The sequence below is a fragment of the Aliikangiella litoralis genome, assembly GCF_052495765.1.
This window is the reverse complement of the sequence record NZ_CP199292.1, coordinates 5756685-5774348: the sequence shown is the minus strand read 5'-3', so window position 1 is coordinate 5774348 and position 17664 is coordinate 5756685. Positions and strand designations below refer to the sequence as shown.

Here is a 17664-nt window from a genome sequence, read left to right as displayed (position 1 = left end):
GTATTTGAATAAAAAGAGGAGATTTTATTGGTGAAGTGAGATGTGCTGTTGTCTGCTGGAAGATTTGCTATTCAAGTAGTACAAAAAAGGCGCTTGAATAGCGCCTTTTCACTTTTTTTAAAACTATATGATTAGCTCATACAAGCTTTCAATTTGTTCATTGCATTTTTTTCTAGTTGACGTATTCGCTCTGCTGATACTTGATAAGTTTCAGCTAGCTCTTGCAATGTTGCTTTATTATCTTCATTTAACCAACGAGCAGCGAGTATTTCCTGACTGCGCTGATCGAGAGTTTTCATTGCGTTCAAAAGCCTCTGCTGATGATGGTTTTCCCAATTTTGTTGTTCTAGTGTTTGCGCTGGGTCGTTTTCTGGTGACTCCAGGTAAGCCGCAGGTGCAAATGAAGTCTCTTCATCAGCATCATTCGGTAAATCAAAAGCGGTATCTCGAGAGTTAAGTCGACTTTCCATGCGGCGAACTTCAATTTCTGAGACACCTAAGTCATCGGCAACTGCTTTAACTTCGTCATTACTTAACCAGTTAAGTGATTTTTTAGCACTTCTCAAATTAAAAAATAGTTTACGCTGTGCTTTAGTTGTCGCTACTTTGACTATTCGCCAATTCTTTAGAACAAACTCGTGGATTTCTGCTTTTATCCAATGTACAGCAAAAGATATTAAACGGACACCAACCTCAGGATCAAAGCGTTTAACGGCCTTCATTAGGCCAACATTACCTTCTTGAATTAAGTCCGCTTGAGGAAGTCCATAACCACTATAACTTCTTGCAATATGAACAACAAAACGAAGGTGAGAAAGAATTAATTCGCGAACCGCGTTTAAATCCCCTTCATTTTTATAACGGCTTGCCAATTCATGCTCATCTTCTGGAGATAAAACTGGTACAGAATGTATAGCCGTAACGTAAGACTCAATATTGCCTTGTGGAACGGACATCGCCATAGTTGCTAATGTTTTATTCATATTTTTAAACCTCACCTCTACCAACTTATCATTTGGTATGAAAGTTGAAAAAGTACTTAAACTTACTTTAAGCCCAAAATCTTAGTAAAAAAACTAAATAAGACTTCTAATTAATGCCTAGTTTAGCACTCTATTATCAAGAGTGCTAATTTTTTAGCACTTGTCACATTAGAGTGCTAAATCAAAAGAAAGTTTCCTTTATAAACAAATTGTTACAGATATATGTTTATAGACTAAATTAACAATGATTTTGCCATTTATGGGGATAAATTGACTCACTTTCAAGAGCCATCTATTAACGCGGTTCTATTTGCCTGATGTGTCGGCCTACACTAAGCCAGGAGCCTAATAAGCCCAGCCCACAACTGACACTGATCAATTGAAGACTTTGTTGCAAGCTAAGTCCTTGAATTTTAAATTGGCTTTGATAAAGGCCAGCTAAATTGGCAACCGGTTCTTGTAGCCAAACTAATGATATATTAAGAATTATCCAACAGGTAATGCCTGCCATAAAGCCGTACCAAAAACCAGTATATAAAAATGGACGACGAATAAATGCGTCGGTGGCCCCTACTAATTTAACCACTTCAATTTCTTCGCGCCGATTTTGTACTGAGAGACGTATGGTGTTTCCAACAATAAGTAATACAGCTAAAGCTAAAGCGAGTCCTAACGCTGATGCTGCCTTTTCGGCTAATTGTAATAATGCATAAAGTTTTCTAACCCAATCAAGATCCAATTGTGCTAATTCTACTTCTTTGTGTGTTTGAAACTCGGCGAGCATTAACTCTGATGCTTGAGGAGAGGTATGAGTAGCTGCAGGTTGAACAACTAATACTGGTGGCAGAGGATTGCCATCGAGTTGCAATATGGCTTCTGCAAAGCCTGAGCGTTCAGTAAAGTCGGCAAGAGCCTGTTCTTGTGTAATAACTTCAACAGCTTGAACGCCATTTTTAAGTCTTATCTTGTCAGCAAGTGCTAACAAACCTTTTTTGTCTAAGTCTGTTTTTAAATATAGTGAGATGCGGCTTGCCCCATCCCAGCTTTGGGAAAGGCTTTTACCATTGTCTAATAAAATCTGTAAACCGGCTGGGAGAGCTAATGCTATGGCTATCACCAATATTGTCATAAAACTTGAAACAGGTGATTTTAAGATGTCTTTTATGCTGCGTCGGGCCTCAATTTTATGCAGACGAGTAAGCATTTTTAAGCGTGCATTAAATGTTGCTCCCTGTGAGAGGCTTGCTCCTGTTAGTTGATCACTGCTCATAAATCTTCAGTTGCCTCCGCTTTAGCCTCATCTCCTTGATCTTGGACTAGTTTGCCTTCTTTCATGACAAGTGTGCGGTAGTGCATTTGGGCGATTAAGCTTAAATCATGAGAAGCAATTAGCAAGCTCACACCAACCTGATTAAATTGTTCGAATAAGTGCATAATTTCAGCTGATAGTTCCGGGTCAAGATTTCCGGTTGGCTCGTCGGCTAATAAAAGGGGGGGTTTGTTAACTACGGCTCTGGCTATCCCTACTCGCTGTTGTTCTCCACCAGATAACATAATTGGTGAATGCTTTTCTCTTGAAAGTAAGCCTACTTTGTCTAGTGCTGCACGAACTCTACGGCCTATTTCTCGATGTGGGTAACCTGCAATCATTAACGGCAAAGCCACATTATCAAAGACTGTGCGATCGAATAGAAGTCGGTGATCTTGAAATATCATGCCAATATCTCTGCGCACACCAGGTATTTTTCTTCGGCTTATACGATTGAAGTTTTTTCCATTAATTACAACTTGTCCTGAAGTGGCACGTTCCATTAAGCATATTAGCTTTAATAATGTGCTTTTTCCTGCGCCTGAGTGACCCGTTAGAAAGGCCATTTCTCCATCTGCGATTTCAAAACTAACTCGCTTAAGCGCTTCTTGCCCATTTGGATAACGTTTGGAAACTTCAGCAAATTCGATCATTGGTCTCCCCCGTTATTAAAGTGATTACTGTTCAAAAAGTGCATTAATATAGTCATTGGCACGGAACGGACGCAAATCTTGTTTACTCTCGCCAACACCTATGTAGCGAATCGGTATCTTCATTTTGTCTGCTAGAGCAAATACTACACCACCTTTTGCTGTGCCATCTAGCTTGGTTATAGTCACACTGTCCAAACTAACTGCTTTGTTAAATTCAACGGCTTGAACTAATGCATTTTGGCCGGTACAAGCATCTACTACAAGCATGACTTCGTGAGGTGCTGTAGGATCAATTTTTCCCATTACGCGTTTAACTTTAGTTAGTTCTTCCATTAAGTTGCTTTTATTATGCAGCCGTCCGGCAGTATCAGCAATAACGATATCAATGTTACGTGCTTTGGCTGCTTCAACCGCATCAAAAATAACTGAAGCACTATCGGCACCAGAATGTTGAGCAATAACAGGCACTTTATTTCTCTCACCCCAGGTTTTTAACTGTTCAACAGCAGCAGCTCTAAAAGTATCTCCTGCTGCTAACATAACACTTTTACCTTCTGCTAGAAATTGGTGAGCTAATTTTCCTATTGTTGTTGTTTTTCCAACGCCATTAACACCAACCATTAAAATGACAAAAGGCTCTTTTTGAGTAGGAATTTCAAGTGGTACTTCCACTGGCGCAACAATCTCAAGTAATAATTCTTTTAACCGTTCGGTCATTGCCTCTGTATTTTTGAGCTCTTTTCGGTTTGCTTTTTCAGCTAAATCATCAATAATTTTTGTGGTTGTATCTACCCCAACATCGGCCATTAAGAGTAGGGTTTCTACTTCTTCTAAAATATCTTCATCAATTTCTTTTTGTCCGAGAACTAAATTAGCAAGACCACTAGAAAATTGAGAACGAGTTTTAGAAAGCCCACTTTTTAGTCTTTGAAATAACGACTGTTTAGTTGGCTCTTCCTGTTTAACAGGCTGGGAGGCCTGCTGCTCAGGGGGAGTTGGTTCAGCAATGATCTCTGTTTCTGTAGAAATAGCAGGATCTGTTACTTGTATTTGAGCTTGCTCTGTCTCAATAGGGTCGGTTTGTTCAGCTTCTTTCTTGCCACTGAACCAACCGAAAAGCCCTCGTTTTTCCGAAGATTTGTCGGACATTCAATTCACTTCTAATTAACAGGTAAAAACAGGTGGTATGCTACCATTTATTTGATTGTTGGAGCTAGCCTTCAGGCGGTGCTTTTTCTGGTGGTTGCCATAATTCCACTTTATTCCCTTCCGGATCGATAAACCATCCAAAGTGCCCGTAGTCACCATTTTCTGTTTCAGGCATGATTTCGCAACCACTTGGTTTGAGTTGTTCAAGCATGGCAGGTAAGTTATCAACCATTAAGTTAAACATAAACTCTTTTTGGCTAGGTAAAAAATATTCTGTTTCTTGCTTAAATGGTCCCCATACATGGCAACCATTTTTAGGGACTGTTTCTGTTTTAAAGCTTAAACAATAAGGAAATGCTTCATCCATGCTTAGCCACTTTTGATACCACTTAGCTAGTTTTTCGGGGTTTTTGGCTTTAAAGAATATACCGCCAAGCCCAAGTACTTTGGCCATTATGCTTATCCTATTTAAAATGACATTTTAGAATAATAGTCTAGTCATTTTAGGATGTTCTGTATATAAAAACGGCCCTATCAAATATTTAGATTGTAAACTTAAAAAGATTATCCTTTTTTCTGTATGTGTTACTCGCTATCCTGTCTTTAATTAAGTTAACTAATTAAGCTAGAGGTCGACAGTGCCTTTTTATATCAAACAAGGGAAAACTCCCCCAAAACGCCATATAACATTTTACCGTGACGACGGTGAGTTATATCGTGAAGAGCTATTTTCAACTCATGGCTTTTCAAATATTTATTCGAATAAATATCACCACAATATGCCTACTAAGGTACTACGAGTTGAGCCTTATGAAATTGATCACGGTCAAGAGTGGAAGGATACTTTACTACAAAACTATAAAGTTCATACACAAAGAGGTGAAAGTAGCGGTAATTTTTTCTCTGCTCGTCGAACTCATGTGTTCAACCATGATGTTGCAATGTATACCGCGCATGTTACCGAAGATACGCAGCAATTTTATCGTAATGCTTATGCTGATGAAATTGTCTTTGTACATGAAGGTAGCGGTACTTTAACTTCTGAATATGGCGACCTTGAAGTACGAAAATGGGATTATTTGGTAATACCCAAGGGAACTACCTATCAACTGAAGTTTGATAGTTATGACAACGTTCGCTTATTTGTTATTGAATCACCAACTATGGTCACTATTCCTAAACACTTTAGAACCTCAACAGGACAGCTGTTAGAAAGTGCCCCCTATTGCGAAAGAGATATAAGAACGCCTGAACTGCAGCCAGTCACAATTGAAAAAGGCGAATATGACCTTGTGATTAAATATGGTGATAGGTATCAAAGAAGTACCCTAGAGTGGCACCCCTATGATGTTGTTGGTTGGGATGGTGCTTGTTACCCTTGGGCATTTAATATAGATGATTATGCTCCTAAAGTAGGAAAAATCCACTTACCACCCAGCGAACATTTAGTATTTACAGCAAATAATTTTGTTGTTTGTAATTTTGTGCCTCGCCTGTATGACTTTCATCCAGATTCTATTCCTGCACCCTACTATCACACCAATATCGATAGCGAAGAAATTCTGTATTACGTACATGGCGACTTTATGAGTCGTACAGGTATTGAGTCAGGCTCAATAACTTTACATAAAAAAGGGGTTCCACACGGGCCTCAACCTGGCAAAACAGAAGCCTCTCTTGGTAAAAAAGAAACTTATGAATATGCCGTAATGGTGGATACCTTTAACCCTTTAAAAATGACCAATCACTTTCGTGATTGTATGGAACAAGATTATAACCAAAGCTGGTTAGAAGATTAACGATTGGAGAAAATAATGACTGCACAACAACTTGAAAATCCACTAAAATTGCGTGGGATCTCATTTACCGAATTTTGTTCGGAAGATACCAATTTCATGCATGATGTATTTATGGATTTCGGTTTTTCAAAACTAAAAAAGCTTAAAAATAAAGAAATCTATTATTATAAGCAAAATGATATTCATTTTCTTTTAAATTCGGAAAAATCTGGTTTTTCTGCTGAGTTTACAAAAGTGCATGGACCTGCCGCATCTTCTATGGGCTGGAAAGTGGAAGATGCTGAATTTGCGCTTAATGAAGCTTTGAAACGTGGTGCTAAAGAAGCAAAAGAAAAAGATTTTCCTTACCCTGCTATCTATGGTATTGGTGATAGTTTAATTTATTTTATTGATAATTATGAAGGTCAAAACAATCTTTGGGAAAAAGATTTTGATGATCTTTCTGATCCTATTCTTAATGAAGATAAAGGTTTTATTGAGATTGATCATTTAACCAATAATGTTTACAAAGGTACAATGGATCATTGGGCTGAATTTTATAAAAATGTTTTTGGGTTCACAGAAGTTAGGTATTTTGATATTAAAGGGGTTAAAACTGCGCTGCTTTCATATGCTCTACAAAGCCCTTGTGGTACTTTTTGTATACCGCTGAATGAAGGTAAAGATGACAATAATAATCAAATTGATGAATACTTAGATATTTATAATGGACCAGGTATTCAGCATATAGCTTTTAGAACAAATGATTTAGTTGCTTCTTGTGATAAGTTGAAAGGTTCTTATATTGAAACATTAGATATTATACCAGAGTATTATGAGACTATTTGGGATAGAGTTCCTTGGGTTAAAGAAGATAAAGAAAAAATTAGAGATCATAAAATTTTAGTGGATAGCCAAGCAGATAATACTTATTTATTGCAAATTTTTACTAAAAATTTATTTGGCCCTATTTTTATAGAAATGATTCAGCGTGAAAATGATCGTGGCTTTGGTGAGGGTAACTTCCAAGCATTATTTGAGTCGATTGAAAGAGATCAAGAAAAGCGCGGTGTTATTTAAAGTTTAATAAAAAAGGGAGAAATGACTCCCTTTTTTATTAAGTAATATTTGTTTATTTAATCATTATTTTTTATTTGATTAAGCTGTTTGATTTCAGCCAAAATTTCTTCAGTATGCTGCCCTAATTGTGGTGGCGGTTTATTATTTAAAAAGCTAGAATTTTGAAATCGAATAGGGATTTTTAGTTGAGGGATTTGACCTAAGTCAGTATGCTGTACTTGAAATAATATATCCCTATGTTTCACTTGTGGGTCGTTAAATATGTTTTCAATGGTATTTATCGGTCCACATGGAATACTTGCTTTTTCAAATTTATCTGTCCATTCCTGCACATCTTTTTGTAACATTACCTTTTGAATTATTGGTAGTAATATATCAACATATTTTACCCGGCTACTATTGTTGAAAAAACGTTGATCGGTTGCTAGTTCTGGTAACCCTATTATTGTACAAAACTTAGTATATTGATTATCGTTTCCTACAACTATCGCTATATGACCATCACGACATTTAAAAACATCTTGCGGTTGAATATTGGGGTGTTGGTTTCCTGCCCGCTGCGGTGTTTTATTTGAAACCAGATAATTCATCCCTCGATTAGCAAGAGAGTTGACCATAACATCTAGCATAGCAATATCAATGTAATCACCTTTACCCGTTTCATTTCTTTTAGCTAATGCTGCGAGAACGGCATTAGATGCATACATGCCTGTCATTAAATCAACAATCGGAGTACCTACTTTTTGAGGACCTCCGCCGGGTAAGCGGTCTCGTTCGCCAGTAATACTCATTAGACCACTCATTGCTTGAATCATAAAATCATAAGCGGCTTGATCTTTTCTGGGACCTGATTGTCCGAAACCAGTAATAGAGCAATAGATGAGCTTTGGGTTGATTGTTTTTAAATCTGAATAGCCTAACCCATATTTGGTGAGGGTTCCTACTTTATAGTTTTCTAGCAAAATATCTGAGTGCGCAACCAATTCGCGTATTACTTTTTGGCCTTCATTGGTACTTAAGTCTACCTCAATTGAGCGTTTGCCACGGTTTGCACATAAGTAGTAAGCAGACATATTGGTTTGCTCCCCATTTTTTTTTTTCAAAAAAGGAGGGCCCCAACTACGGGTGTCATCTCCGACTTTGGGGCGTTCTACCTTTATAACATCAGCACCAAGATCGGCAAGGGTTTGACCTGCCCAAGGACCGGCGAGAATACGACTAAGATCAAGTACTCGAACATGGCTTAATGGTCCTGACACAAGTTTTCTCCTGTTAAATTGAACTCATTTGTTTATTGTATGCCAGCTAAAGAAATAACAACAAAAGCGCTTATTTTATTAGAACTTGGTATCAAAGGAACCAAGTCGATAACTGTAGCTTTTTATAACTATTACTTATGAAACTATTGTAAATTATAATTAGTTAGTTAACTATATTCGCGCTCAAATTAAAGGAAGCTCAGTTCATTTTGCTTGATGATAACAGCATGGTTTAATTGATTGGCACAGTAAAAAATAAAGCAAGTGCTAAAAATAGCATGATACCCATAGCAAAAAAACAAAGAACTCCAATTCCTATTGTTTTAAAAACGGAGTGAAAAGGTCGATCCGCTTGCTCGTGTTGCTCAAGTTTTTCACCTTGCAAAAGGTGAGCAACAGGAAAAACTAAAATTGCAACAATGAAATTGAAAGATAAATAGACAAAAAATGAAGGTCGATTGATAAATAAGCTGCTGAATAAAAAAATAATGGTCGCGATTGTTGTGATACTGATAGTGATAAGTGAAGCAGTATTTTGTTGAAATTTATTAAAATTGCTTTGTAATAAAAAGCCTGCCGCAAGCACTGAGCCAAAAATAGTGGCTATGGCAATTGAAAGAACACTATAAAGTTTTCCGTGATATATAGGGAGCGATGAAATAAACTCAATTTCAGAGGTTGGTGACTCGTAAGGGTTATCTTTTTTATCTTTTGCTTTCATGTATTAACTGGCTACAATTTAACTGAATATTTAATATTTCTACTTAACTAGGAAATAATTGTGCAACTTTTTTATACTAAATCATCACCTTACGCAAACTGTGTCAGAATGGTCATTACCGAAATTGGTATTGAAGGAGAGGTTGAGCTAATTGAGACTCACCCATTCGACAATACTGATGATTTTATAAAGAACAACCCATTAGGTAAAGTACCATGTTTGCTTAATGCTGGCGAAGCTATTTATGATAGCGAAGTAATTTGTGATTATTTAGATGCAAATATAACTGGTGGCACATTATTTAATCCTATCTATGCCGATTGGAGATTAAAAACCCTTTATTCTCTTTGCTCAGGGTTAATGGATACTTGTGTTGCTCGAAGAATTGAACAAGTCAGAGAGCAAGAAGGGATTAAGTCAGAGTTTTGGTGGGAAAGATATAACCAAGCTATTTCACGTAGCTTAGCGGAAATTCAAGAAAAGTTAGCTTTGTTTCCTGAAGAATTTAGTATACTTCATATCAATTTGTTAAGTTGTTTAGCATATCTAGATTTTAGACATAAAGATATTGATTGGCGAAAGCTCTATCCCAAAATCAGTCGCTTTTTTGATTTATTTAAGCAACGGGAATGTTTTGAAAATAATTCACTAACAGCATAAAAGAACCAAATATAAGCTCTAAGCTTAGAGCTTATAAATTTGAATGAGGAGCATCACAACTAGGGTTTGTTGTTACTTCTTTTTCCAACTAGCGCCTTGTAGCTTTATGTAATTACCTTTCAATGTTTTTTTAATTGCTGTATTACCTGCTACTAACTCTACCTGTTTTAACTTAGTATTTCTTTTTTGAGCAATTTGCTCATAATGCTGTTTTCGTTTGCGATTAATTTCTTTGACCAAGCTAGCAACTTCTGGATTAGTGCCTGTGACAATACCTAAATAACCATTAAATTGTTCGCCTACCAAGCCATCTTTTTTTGCAGATGAGAGATCAAGAGCAAACGCGCTGCTGCTAAGAAATAAAAATATGACTAATAATCGTTTTATGGAAGTTTTCATATTGGATTCCTGTCATTTAATTAAAATAATTCACTATTAGATAACACGTCTTCAACATCTTTTTCTACTTTGATTTTGATTTCATGTTTAATAGTAACATCGGCAATAATTCGAATTGGTTCACTAGGAGCCTCAACTCGAACTGTCGGATTACAAGCCATTAGACTGCTTGCGACAAGTATCACACCGCAAACTTTATACATAACTTTGCTCCTGATATTAAATTTAATAGTCGGTATCATAGACTAATTTCACTGAATGTTAACTGAATAATGAATAAAAGCCGAACTAATTCCTTTAAGATTTGATTAATTGTCTATTTCTTGGGCTTTTACTTGTTCCATAATCGCCTCTTCAAAGTTTCCGGTGAGAAATAGTGATTTAAAGATATCATCTAATTTTCCATTCAAATTGAGTATAAAGTCAATGGGGTAACCGTCATAAAGCTCAGGGTTCGAACCTAATAAATGAAGCTTTATTTTATATTTTCCATATTGGTCATAGTTGATAGTTCCATCAAGTTGTTGATAATGAAAGTTGCTAAGCGCTTTTAACGCAATATTATCTGATGGGCCTAAGCTGCCGACTTTATATTTAATGACACCCTGCTCAATATTATTAAACGTAGCATTATTGACCACAATATTTTGTTTTTGACTTTTAAGAGGTAATTCGAGATTAATATTACCGGTGGCTGTCAGCCCGTTAATATCTAAGAATTGAGTTAATTTATCTAGTGACAAATGCTTTATTTGGACTTGAGAGGGTTCTAGCTCGTTATTGCTTATCGTTAATGATTGACTCGATAAATCTCCAGACATTAGTTGTACATTAAGATTATTAACTTTATATACACTATTGTGGACTATTAAATTAGCATTCAGCTTGCTTATATCTAAACCACTTGCCAGTGCAATTTTATCAGCCCTTATGTTTGCTTTTAAGGATAAAGGCTTTAATGCATTAGCGTGAGTTTCTAAATTGAGATTAATCAGTTTATTTTTATTAAATGTTATTTCAGCTTGTTTTAGAGTGGACGTGCTATTAAGTGATAATGACGGTATATTTAATTCACTTTGGTGTTCTATTTTTCCCGATTGTATCGATATGTCGCCTAAAGGCGTTTGATTAAACTGTGCGATCAATGAATTAAATGATATTAAATCAAAAGAATGTTTTGGTGAAGTTACTTTAATATGGTTGTTGTGACGATTTAAACTCATATCAAAAGAAGTAGGATTAATGTTATTAAGCTTTAAATTGCCCTTTGCGTTAATATTCTCTTTAGTTAGTTGAGCTTCAGCATGTATATTAAGACTTTCAAAAAATGTATTAGCCAGCTTATTATTGCTATCAAAAAATTCAATGTTTATATTTCCTTTAGACAAACTGTGATTTATTTCATCAAAATTTAATTGTATTTTTGCTTCGTCTGATTGATAGTGCTCTGATATTTTTAATTTTTCAAATTTGATACTTCCCGATGCTGCTGTGTTAAATAGGTTTCTAAATGTAGCATCTAAAGAAAACAGTGTATCAATGATGACTTGATTTTTTTTGTTTTCTACATGTAAATTGGTTGGTGTTATATTTATCGACAGATTAACATCATTGTTTTCTATATTGTTTAAGCTAATACTATCGTTGGTTAGTTTTATTTTGGGATTGTCTAAGGTAAATGTTGTATCTGAATTTTTAAAAGACAGAGATGATAAATCTAGTTCAGTGTTAAATTTTGAGAAAACAACATTGTCAGGGGAAATTTCAAGCTGAAAATTTGTATTGACCTTAGGCGAGCTAATGAAAAAGTTTTCTTTAAAAAAATCAGTTTGATGTGCTTCAAGTTGAACGTTGGTATTAAACTGAAAAGGATAACTGTTTGAGTCAGATAGCATTGTTAAGTTTGTTTCTAATTTTTCTTTAAGCTCTGGTATGGTAATAGCCCCTTGATAGTTAATAGTTGTCATTAAATTTCTAGTTTGATTATCTTGTAATAATTTTAATGAAACTGGCTGGCTTAATGAAAATTGAGCAAATGGTTTTTGAGGCTTTAGTAAAACAAATAAGTGTTCTGGCTCTAAATTAATGAATATTTCTGATGAATGTTGGGTTGAGTTGTAATTGAGAGAAGCTAATTTATTTTCGGCGATTAATAGATTGGCCTTGGTTATCTCTTTATCTTTGAAAATACTTAAATTAATTTCTACTGGTTCTTGTAGCCACTCATCATTCTGATAAAAAGTGTGAATATTGAGCTTTGAAGTATCATTAATATTGAGTGCTATTGATGACAGTGAATTATTTAATGATTGTGAGTTATTTGATGACTGTGTATTAATATCTACTTTATTAATTGTAATTTGATTAAAAGGTGACAGACTTAAGTATTCATTCAAATTAAATTGAGGGATATTAACGCTTATTGGAGTGGAAGAAACGTTAGCCTTTTTTATCTTTAGATTTAAGTACTCGGCGGCTAATTTCTTGAATTGATAATCGACAATAACGTGTTTAGCACTTATAGTAAATGTGGTTGTTTCAATAGAAAATTCAGCCAAACTTAATCCATTTACGCTTGGATAATTAATTGATAAATTAGTCATTCTCCAATCGAGTGGCAGGTTCTTTTTTATGACGTAAGCAGCCCACCAAGGAAAGCTGGCATATACAGTAAAAAAAATTAAGAGAAAAATTATTCCTATACGATGATTTCGAGTAAGTTTTATCAATTAATTTGTCCTTTTTATTGACCTAAATGTGACCAGTTAACCGAATTAGGTATAATAAAGCTTATTATGCCGATAAAATCGATTGTTGAATCCGTATTGCTTAGTTATATTTAACAAAATCTAATTATTTGAGTCGTTCTAATGTCTTTATCTTTATTTCGGTGTTTTTTCTATCAGTGTTTATTAGTTATTGCATTTATATTGACGCCAGGTGTCAATGCCGCAGAGAAGGAAGTTCAAGAACAAATCCCATTAAAAGAACTGAGAGCATTCACAGAAGCTTATTTTCACATTAAATCATCTTATGTTAAACCTGTCGATGATGTTACTTTACTGAGAGCTGCTATTCGAGGAATGGTAAATAGTTTAGATGATCACTCTAAATATCTCCCACCGGAAGAGTTTGAACGCTTTAATACAGATAATGAAGGTGAATATGCCGGTATTGGGTTACAGTTTAACGATCATAAATTTGGATTAGAAGTGGCGGCTGTTATTAATAATAGCCCTGCTTTTAAAGCGGGCATTAAAGTCGGCATGATTGTAACGCATATCGATGGGAATGAGGTGAAATATTTACCAGCAGAGCAAGCCCGTAATTTGTTTAAAGGCGTACCTGGTTCAGAAGTGGTGTTAGTTGTTGCGGCAGCGGAGTTTGCTAGACCTAAAAATATTGCGCTACAAAGAGAGTTGATTTTGTTAGAGAGTGTCAGCCGTCAAATGTTGCCCGATCATATTGGTTATATTTCAATCTCACAGTTTACATTAAACACTGTTAGTGAGTTCAAACAGGCAATTAACGAATTATCGACAAACAATCAATTAAGCAAGCTGATTATTGACTTAAGAGATAATCCTGGTGGTATATTGGAAGTGGCAGTCGAGTTATCTGACTTGTTTGTATCTCACGGTAAACTTCTCATTTCAACAGGAAGAACTGAGGATTCTAATGAAACATTTTATGCTCATAGCCTTACACCCCTTGAGAATTTACAGGTCGTTGTAATCATGAATGCTGGTTCTGCCTCTGCTAGTGAAATTATGGCAATTGCTTTGCAAGAGCATAAAAAAGCGCTCATTTTAGGCGAAGCATCCTATGGTAAAGGGACTATTCAAACAGTATTTGACTTAAATGAAAATTCTGGAATGAAAATTACAACAGCGGAGTACTTCTCTCCGTTTGGTGCAAAAATTCAAGATGTTGGAGTTAAACCAGATATAGCGTTTTCAGAAAAAAAAATAAAAAATACTTATAATGTGAGCTTGCTAGATGATCCTCAGTTATTACAAGCTTATAATATTTTGCATTTGAAATAACTTAAATAAAGGCCTATTTTTGCGTCAGATATTACTATTTTCACTATGCTTGTGCTTTTCTTTTAGTCTTTATTCTAAAGAAGAAAAGCAAAAAGCAATTCATGTTGTTAAACCAAAAATATCGATAGTTATTGATGATTTAGGAGACAACTCAATTATTGCGCGAAAAATGTTATCGCTTCCAGTAAAAATGACCGCGGCTATTTTGCCACATACTCCCCATGCCAACCTTATTTCCGACTTTGCAACGGCCAAAGGCCATGATGTCATTATGCACTTACCTATGGAAGCCTTTACGCGCCCTGATTTACTTGGTCCTGGTGCACTTTTTAGCCATATGCTAAAGCCTGAACTACAAAAAACTTTATTAACTAGTGCAAACTCTGTTCCCCATATGATTGGGTTTAATAATCACATGGGCAGTTTACTAACAGAAAATAGAGAAAAAATGCGCTGGGTTATGGAAAGTGCTAAGCAAAAAGGTTGGTTTTTCTTAGATTCCAAAACTTCTGAAGTATCCGTTGCACAATTAATAGCTGAAGAAGTGGGCGTTGCAAGTATTGGGAGAGATTTATTTCTTGATCATCAAGGGCATGCACCTTCAATAGCAAAACAATTTAAATTAATGCAACAAATAGCTAAGCGAAGGGGGCATGTTGTTGCAATTTGCCATCCATATCCTGAAACGTCGGTATTTTTAGCCGAACATTTAACAGAGTTAAGTAAAAACTTTGAGCTCGTTGGTGTTAGTGAGCTTTTAATTAGTCAACTGAAATCAGAGCACTTAGCTTTGACTCATTCACTCAAATAAGAGCCGTTTATAGTTTAGACAGTCGAGAGGTAATGGCATTTATAGCTAAATCACTATCAATTGTCACAATAAAAGCCGTTATTTTTGCCGCTCTTTTCGTTGTCTGACTTGTCCATAGAGCGGCTATGCACTGCGCCAGACGCCTTAATAGTGACAATAACCCCTGACTTTTCTCTATGCCAATTGATAGTGATTTAGCTATAAGTGATCATTTTACTTATTTGAAGCTCAGATTGCTGGGTTTTGCTTTTTCCAGACAAGTAGACGATTATTAGCTGGCATAGCATTATCTTGCTGTAAATTAAGTTCTGCATTTTCAGCGAGTTGATTAACGGCTTCAAAATCTCTTATACCCATGGCATGATCCTGAGATTTTAGCCAAGTTTCAAATTGTTGATTACTAGGGCTGGTAAATTCACCATTATAATTAAATGGTCCATATAGAATAAAAACACCCCCATTATTCAGTCTGTTTGCGACACCAGAAAACATAGATTTTACGGCTGACCAGCACATTATATGAGCTGTATTAGCTGAAAAAACAGCATCAAATTGCTGGGTTGGCCAGGGATCTGTAAGAACATTAAGAGAAATAGGAGGAATAAGGTTAGGTGAGCCAGAATCGTTGACCCAACTTAAAATCCCTTGATGGTTTTGCATTTGATCACTGGTATGCCAAGTAATGTGAGGTAAATTTTTGGCAAAAAAAACAGCATGCTGTCCTGTTCCACTGCCTATTTCTAGCAAATGCTTAGTTGTTTTTAGCAAAGGTTTTATTATTTCTAATATTGGTTTGCTGTTTCTTTCACAAGCTTCTGAAAATGGTTTATTGTGCATTCTGCTCTCTGATTGATTGATATTTTGATAGCTGTGCATTTAGAATGCTAATTCTATCACTAGTTTTGATTTCAATCTGTTACAGATTATCTCAATTAGCAGGATTTAATTAGAAAAATAAAGTTTTACCATTTCTGGGAAGGTTTAGAATAAATTATGCAAAGAGTGCTCAAATATTTAGTTTTTGTATTATTAGTGTTGGCTTTTTCAACAAAAGCAGCGGTTCAATATCAAGTCGATATTATTGAACCCGATCATCATTTAGCAGAAATAACGATTGTGTTACCTAAGGGTAGCGAACAAATGGATTTGATGCTGCCTGCTTGGCGAACAGGAAAATACAAAATACTCAATTTTGCAAGCGGCGTGCGTAATTTCAGTGCACAAGATAAGCAAAATAACACACTAAAATGGCAGCGTATAGATAAAAGTCATTGGCGTGTGCTTAATCCAAATCAATCAGAGGTAAAAGTAAAATACTTGGTGTATGCAAATGAGTTAGAGAGCCGAACTCGGCATATTGATGAAAGTCATGCTTTTCTTGATGCTACTTCTGTGTTGATGTATGAATCTAGCCAAATGAATGATATTCATCGAGTCAAGTTGATCGTTCCGTCTTATTGGAAAAGCTATTCTGGTATGACACAAACAGCAGAGCACGAATTTATTGCACAATCTTATCATCAGCTTGCTTCATCTCCAATAGAAACAGGAATGAGTCAACTACAGGAGTTTTCGGTTGGTCAACAGGATTATCAGTTGGTTGTGTGGGGGGAAGGTAACTATAGTTTAGATAAAATGGTGAAAGATTTAAAGCGCCTGGTTGCTCAAAGCCAAACTATATGGCAAGGCTACCCGTTTAAAAAATATTTATTTATTGTACATGCAACTTCAGGTGCGACAGGTGCGACAGAACATATTAATTCAACAATTATTCAGCGACCGCGTTTTTCCTTTGCTCCAGACAAAGAGTATCTAAAGTTTTTGCGGACAGCTTCGCATGAGTTTGTGCACACTTGGAATGTTAAAGCCTATAGACCCAAAGCACTTGTTCCTTACGATTATCAGCAGGAAAACTATACTGACTTATTATGGCTTGCAGAAGGTTCAACAAGTTATTTTCAAGAGCGTTTATTATTAACCGCAGAGCTGCAATCACTTAAAGAATTCCTTAAACAATTAAGTGATAGAATTTATAAGTTTCAACATAGACCAGGACATAAGCTCCAGTCTGTTGCTGAATCAAGCAAAGAGGCATGGATTGCTCAAAGTGGAGATTTTTCTAACAACCATAGTGTTAATATATACTCTGCCGGTTATATTGCCTCTTGGCTGTTTGATTATCAAATGTTGATAAAGTCGGATCTAAAAGTTGGATACAAAAATTTACATAGCAAACTTTATTCAAAGACTAATCAAAACGATGAGGATTTTAAACGTTTATTTGCTCGTGGATTTGATTCAGCGGAGGTTATTGCTATTGCTAGTGAGTTAACTGGTGAAAATTTTGAACAGTGGTGGCAAGAGTCGATTGTATCGCCGCTTAATGTTAATTTTGATGATTTGTTAAATCATGCTGGTTTAAAGTTTGTACCATTAGATGATCAACACTATGTTGCATGGATTGGCGTCGATACCTCTGAAGAAAAAGGTGCTTTAATTTTGAATGGTGTTGAAAAAGGTGGGCCTGCCTGGAAAGCCGGGTTAACCACTGATGATGAATTAGTGGCTATAGATGGGTTCAAAGTCAATCACTCAACTTTTAAAGCTCAAATTGCTAAATATAAGCCAGGCACAAAAATTGAGTTAGCTATATTTAGAAATGATAAATTGCAAAAGAGAGTGGTTACTCTCGGAAAAATAACCAAAAAAACAAGAAAAATTGAGCTGGTAGAGTCGCCTAGTCAAGCACAAAAATCTTATTTTAAAGCTTGGTTAGGTATTGATTTTCCGTTAAAAGAAAGTGAGTAATTTTATTT

General features: G+C 35.7%; 17 protein-coding genes. 6 read left to right on the top strand and 11 right to left on the bottom strand.

Translation table 11 applies throughout. From position 1 onward, the window contains the following. Positions 1-131: 131 nt before the first annotated feature. The 5 genes from rpoH to ACT5E3_RS24135 all read right to left on the bottom strand — a co-directional run bounded on the left by rpoH (position 132) and on the right by ACT5E3_RS24135 (position 4548). Complete coding sequence (gene rpoH, locus ACT5E3_RS24155) at positions 132-983, bottom strand: RNA polymerase sigma factor RpoH (protein ID WP_444996131.1); 852 nt, start codon at positions 981-983, stop codon at positions 132-134. Between the two features lie 295 nt (positions 984-1278). Further along, entirely contained in the window at positions 1279-2253 is a 975-nt protein-coding gene (ftsX, locus tag ACT5E3_RS24150; RefSeq protein ID WP_444996130.1) for a permease-like cell division protein FtsX, read from the bottom strand. Then, positions 2250-2945, bottom strand: a complete 696-nt coding sequence (ftsE, locus tag ACT5E3_RS24145) for a cell division ATP-binding protein FtsE (RefSeq protein WP_444996129.1) — start codon at positions 2943-2945, stop codon at positions 2250-2252. The genes ftsX and ftsE overlap by 4 nt, the downstream gene beginning before the upstream one ends. Positions 2946-2969: 24 nt before the next feature. After that, a complete protein-coding gene (ftsY, locus tag ACT5E3_RS24140; protein WP_444996128.1) occupies positions 2970-4094 on the bottom strand; it encodes a signal recognition particle-docking protein FtsY in 1125 nt (374 codons plus the stop codon). Between the two features lie 64 nt (positions 4095-4158). Further along, the gene (locus ACT5E3_RS24135) at positions 4159-4548 is read right to left on the bottom strand and encodes a VOC family protein (RefSeq protein ID WP_444996127.1); all 390 of its coding nucleotides are present in this window, start codon (positions 4546-4548) and stop codon (positions 4159-4161) included. A 184-nt stretch (positions 4549-4732) separates the two neighbouring features. Between ACT5E3_RS24135 and ACT5E3_RS24130 the strand changes: the two genes are divergently transcribed. Both ACT5E3_RS24130 and hppD read left to right on the top strand, forming a co-directional pair. After that, on the top strand, positions 4733-5893 hold the full coding sequence (locus ACT5E3_RS24130) for a homogentisate 1,2-dioxygenase (RefSeq protein WP_444996126.1): 1161 nt from the start codon (positions 4733-4735) through the stop codon (positions 5891-5893). Between the two features lie 15 nt (positions 5894-5908). After that, positions 5909-6952, top strand: coding sequence for a 4-hydroxyphenylpyruvate dioxygenase (gene hppD / locus ACT5E3_RS24125; protein ID WP_444996125.1), 1044 nt, complete (start codon positions 5909-5911; stop codon positions 6950-6952). A 56-nt stretch (positions 6953-7008) separates the two neighbouring features. Here hppD and ACT5E3_RS24120 read toward each other — a convergent pair whose 3' ends face one another. Both ACT5E3_RS24120 and ACT5E3_RS24115 read right to left on the bottom strand, forming a co-directional pair. Further along, entirely contained in the window at positions 7009-8211 is a 1203-nt protein-coding gene (locus ACT5E3_RS24120; RefSeq protein WP_444996124.1) for a CaiB/BaiF CoA transferase family protein, read from the bottom strand. A 232-nt stretch (positions 8212-8443) separates the two neighbouring features. Further along, positions 8444-8932, bottom strand: coding sequence for a hypothetical protein (locus tag ACT5E3_RS24115; RefSeq protein WP_444996123.1), 489 nt, complete (start codon positions 8930-8932; stop codon positions 8444-8446). A gap of 60 nt (positions 8933-8992) precedes the next feature. Here ACT5E3_RS24115 and ACT5E3_RS24110 point away from each other — a divergent pair, with 60 nt between their 5' ends. Then, entirely contained in the window at positions 8993-9592 is a 600-nt protein-coding gene (locus ACT5E3_RS24110) for a glutathione S-transferase family protein (RefSeq protein ID WP_444996122.1), read from the top strand. Positions 9593-9664: 72 nt separating this feature from the next. Here the strand turns inward: ACT5E3_RS24110 and ACT5E3_RS24105 are convergent, their stop codons facing one another. The 3 genes from ACT5E3_RS24105 to ACT5E3_RS24095 all read right to left on the bottom strand — a co-directional run bounded on the left by ACT5E3_RS24105 (position 9665) and on the right by ACT5E3_RS24095 (position 12720). Continuing rightward, complete coding sequence (locus ACT5E3_RS24105; protein WP_444996121.1) at positions 9665-9991, bottom strand: YdbL family protein; 327 nt, start codon at positions 9989-9991, stop codon at positions 9665-9667. 20 nt (positions 9992-10011) lie between these two features. Beyond that, positions 10012-10194, bottom strand: coding sequence for a YnbE family lipoprotein (locus ACT5E3_RS24100; protein ID WP_444996120.1), 183 nt, complete (start codon positions 10192-10194; stop codon positions 10012-10014). Positions 10195-10299: 105 nt separating this feature from the next. Beyond that, the gene (locus tag ACT5E3_RS24095) at positions 10300-12720 is read right to left on the bottom strand and encodes an intermembrane phospholipid transport protein YdbH family protein (protein ID WP_444996119.1); all 2421 of its coding nucleotides are present in this window, start codon (positions 12718-12720) and stop codon (positions 10300-10302) included. Between the two features lie 141 nt (positions 12721-12861). Here ACT5E3_RS24095 and ACT5E3_RS24090 point away from each other — a divergent pair, with 141 nt between their 5' ends. Together ACT5E3_RS24090 and ACT5E3_RS24085 are read left to right on the top strand one after the other, a co-directional pair. Beyond that, positions 12862-14037 carry a S41 family peptidase gene (locus tag ACT5E3_RS24090; RefSeq protein WP_444996118.1) on the top strand — a complete coding sequence of 392 codons (1176 nt, stop codon included), beginning with the start codon at positions 12862-12864 and terminating at the stop codon, positions 14035-14037. A 19-nt stretch (positions 14038-14056) separates the two neighbouring features. Continuing rightward, positions 14057-14848 carry a divergent polysaccharide deacetylase family protein gene (locus tag ACT5E3_RS24085; protein WP_444996117.1) on the top strand — a complete coding sequence of 264 codons (792 nt, stop codon included), beginning with the start codon at positions 14057-14059 and terminating at the stop codon, positions 14846-14848. Positions 14849-15076: 228 nt separating this feature from the next. Here the strand turns inward: ACT5E3_RS24085 and ACT5E3_RS24080 are convergent, their stop codons facing one another. After that, positions 15077-15685: a DUF938 domain-containing protein gene (locus ACT5E3_RS24080; protein WP_444996116.1), complete on the bottom strand. Its 609-nt coding sequence runs from the start codon at positions 15683-15685 to the stop codon at positions 15077-15079. Between the two features lie 156 nt (positions 15686-15841). Here ACT5E3_RS24080 and ACT5E3_RS24075 point away from each other — a divergent pair, with 156 nt between their 5' ends. Then, positions 15842-17656, top strand: a complete 1815-nt coding sequence (locus ACT5E3_RS24075; protein WP_444996115.1) for a M61 family metallopeptidase — start codon at positions 15842-15844, stop codon at positions 17654-17656. Positions 17657-17664: the final 8 nt, after the last annotated feature.

Excerpts from the sequence above, each read along its gene's own strand:
- rpoH (WP_444996131.1), bottom strand. The coding sequence starts at position 983 with ATGAATAAAACATTAGCAACTATGGCGATGTCCGTTCCACAAGGCAAT.
- ftsX (WP_444996130.1), bottom strand. The coding sequence starts at position 2,253 with ATGAGCAGTGATCAACTAACAGGAGCAAGCCTCTCACAGGGAGCAACA.
- ftsE (WP_444996129.1), bottom strand. The coding sequence starts at position 2,945 with ATGATCGAATTTGCTGAAGTTTCCAAACGTTATCCAAATGGGCAAGAA.
- ftsY (WP_444996128.1), bottom strand. The coding sequence starts at position 4,094 with ATGTCCGACAAATCTTCGGAAAAACGAGGGCTTTTCGGTTGGTTCAGT.
- ACT5E3_RS24135 (WP_444996127.1), bottom strand. The coding sequence starts at position 4,548 with ATGGCCAAAGTACTTGGGCTTGGCGGTATATTCTTTAAAGCCAAAAAC.
- hppD (WP_444996125.1), top strand. The coding sequence starts at position 5,909 with ATGACTGCACAACAACTTGAAAATCCACTAAAATTGCGTGGGATCTCA.
- ACT5E3_RS24115 (WP_444996123.1), bottom strand. The coding sequence starts at position 8,932 with ATGAAAGCAAAAGATAAAAAAGATAACCCTTACGAGTCACCAACCTCT.
- ACT5E3_RS24105 (WP_444996121.1), bottom strand. The coding sequence starts at position 9,991 with ATGAAAACTTCCATAAAACGATTATTAGTCATATTTTTATTTCTTAGC.
- ACT5E3_RS24100 (WP_444996120.1), bottom strand. The coding sequence starts at position 10,194 with ATGTATAAAGTTTGCGGTGTGATACTTGTCGCAAGCAGTCTAATGGCT.
- ACT5E3_RS24090 (WP_444996118.1), top strand. The coding sequence starts at position 12,862 with ATGTCTTTATCTTTATTTCGGTGTTTTTTCTATCAGTGTTTATTAGTT.
- ACT5E3_RS24080 (WP_444996116.1), bottom strand. The coding sequence starts at position 15,685 with ATGCACAATAAACCATTTTCAGAAGCTTGTGAAAGAAACAGCAAACCA.
- ACT5E3_RS24075 (WP_444996115.1), top strand. The coding sequence starts at position 15,842 with ATGCAAAGAGTGCTCAAATATTTAGTTTTTGTATTATTAGTGTTGGCT.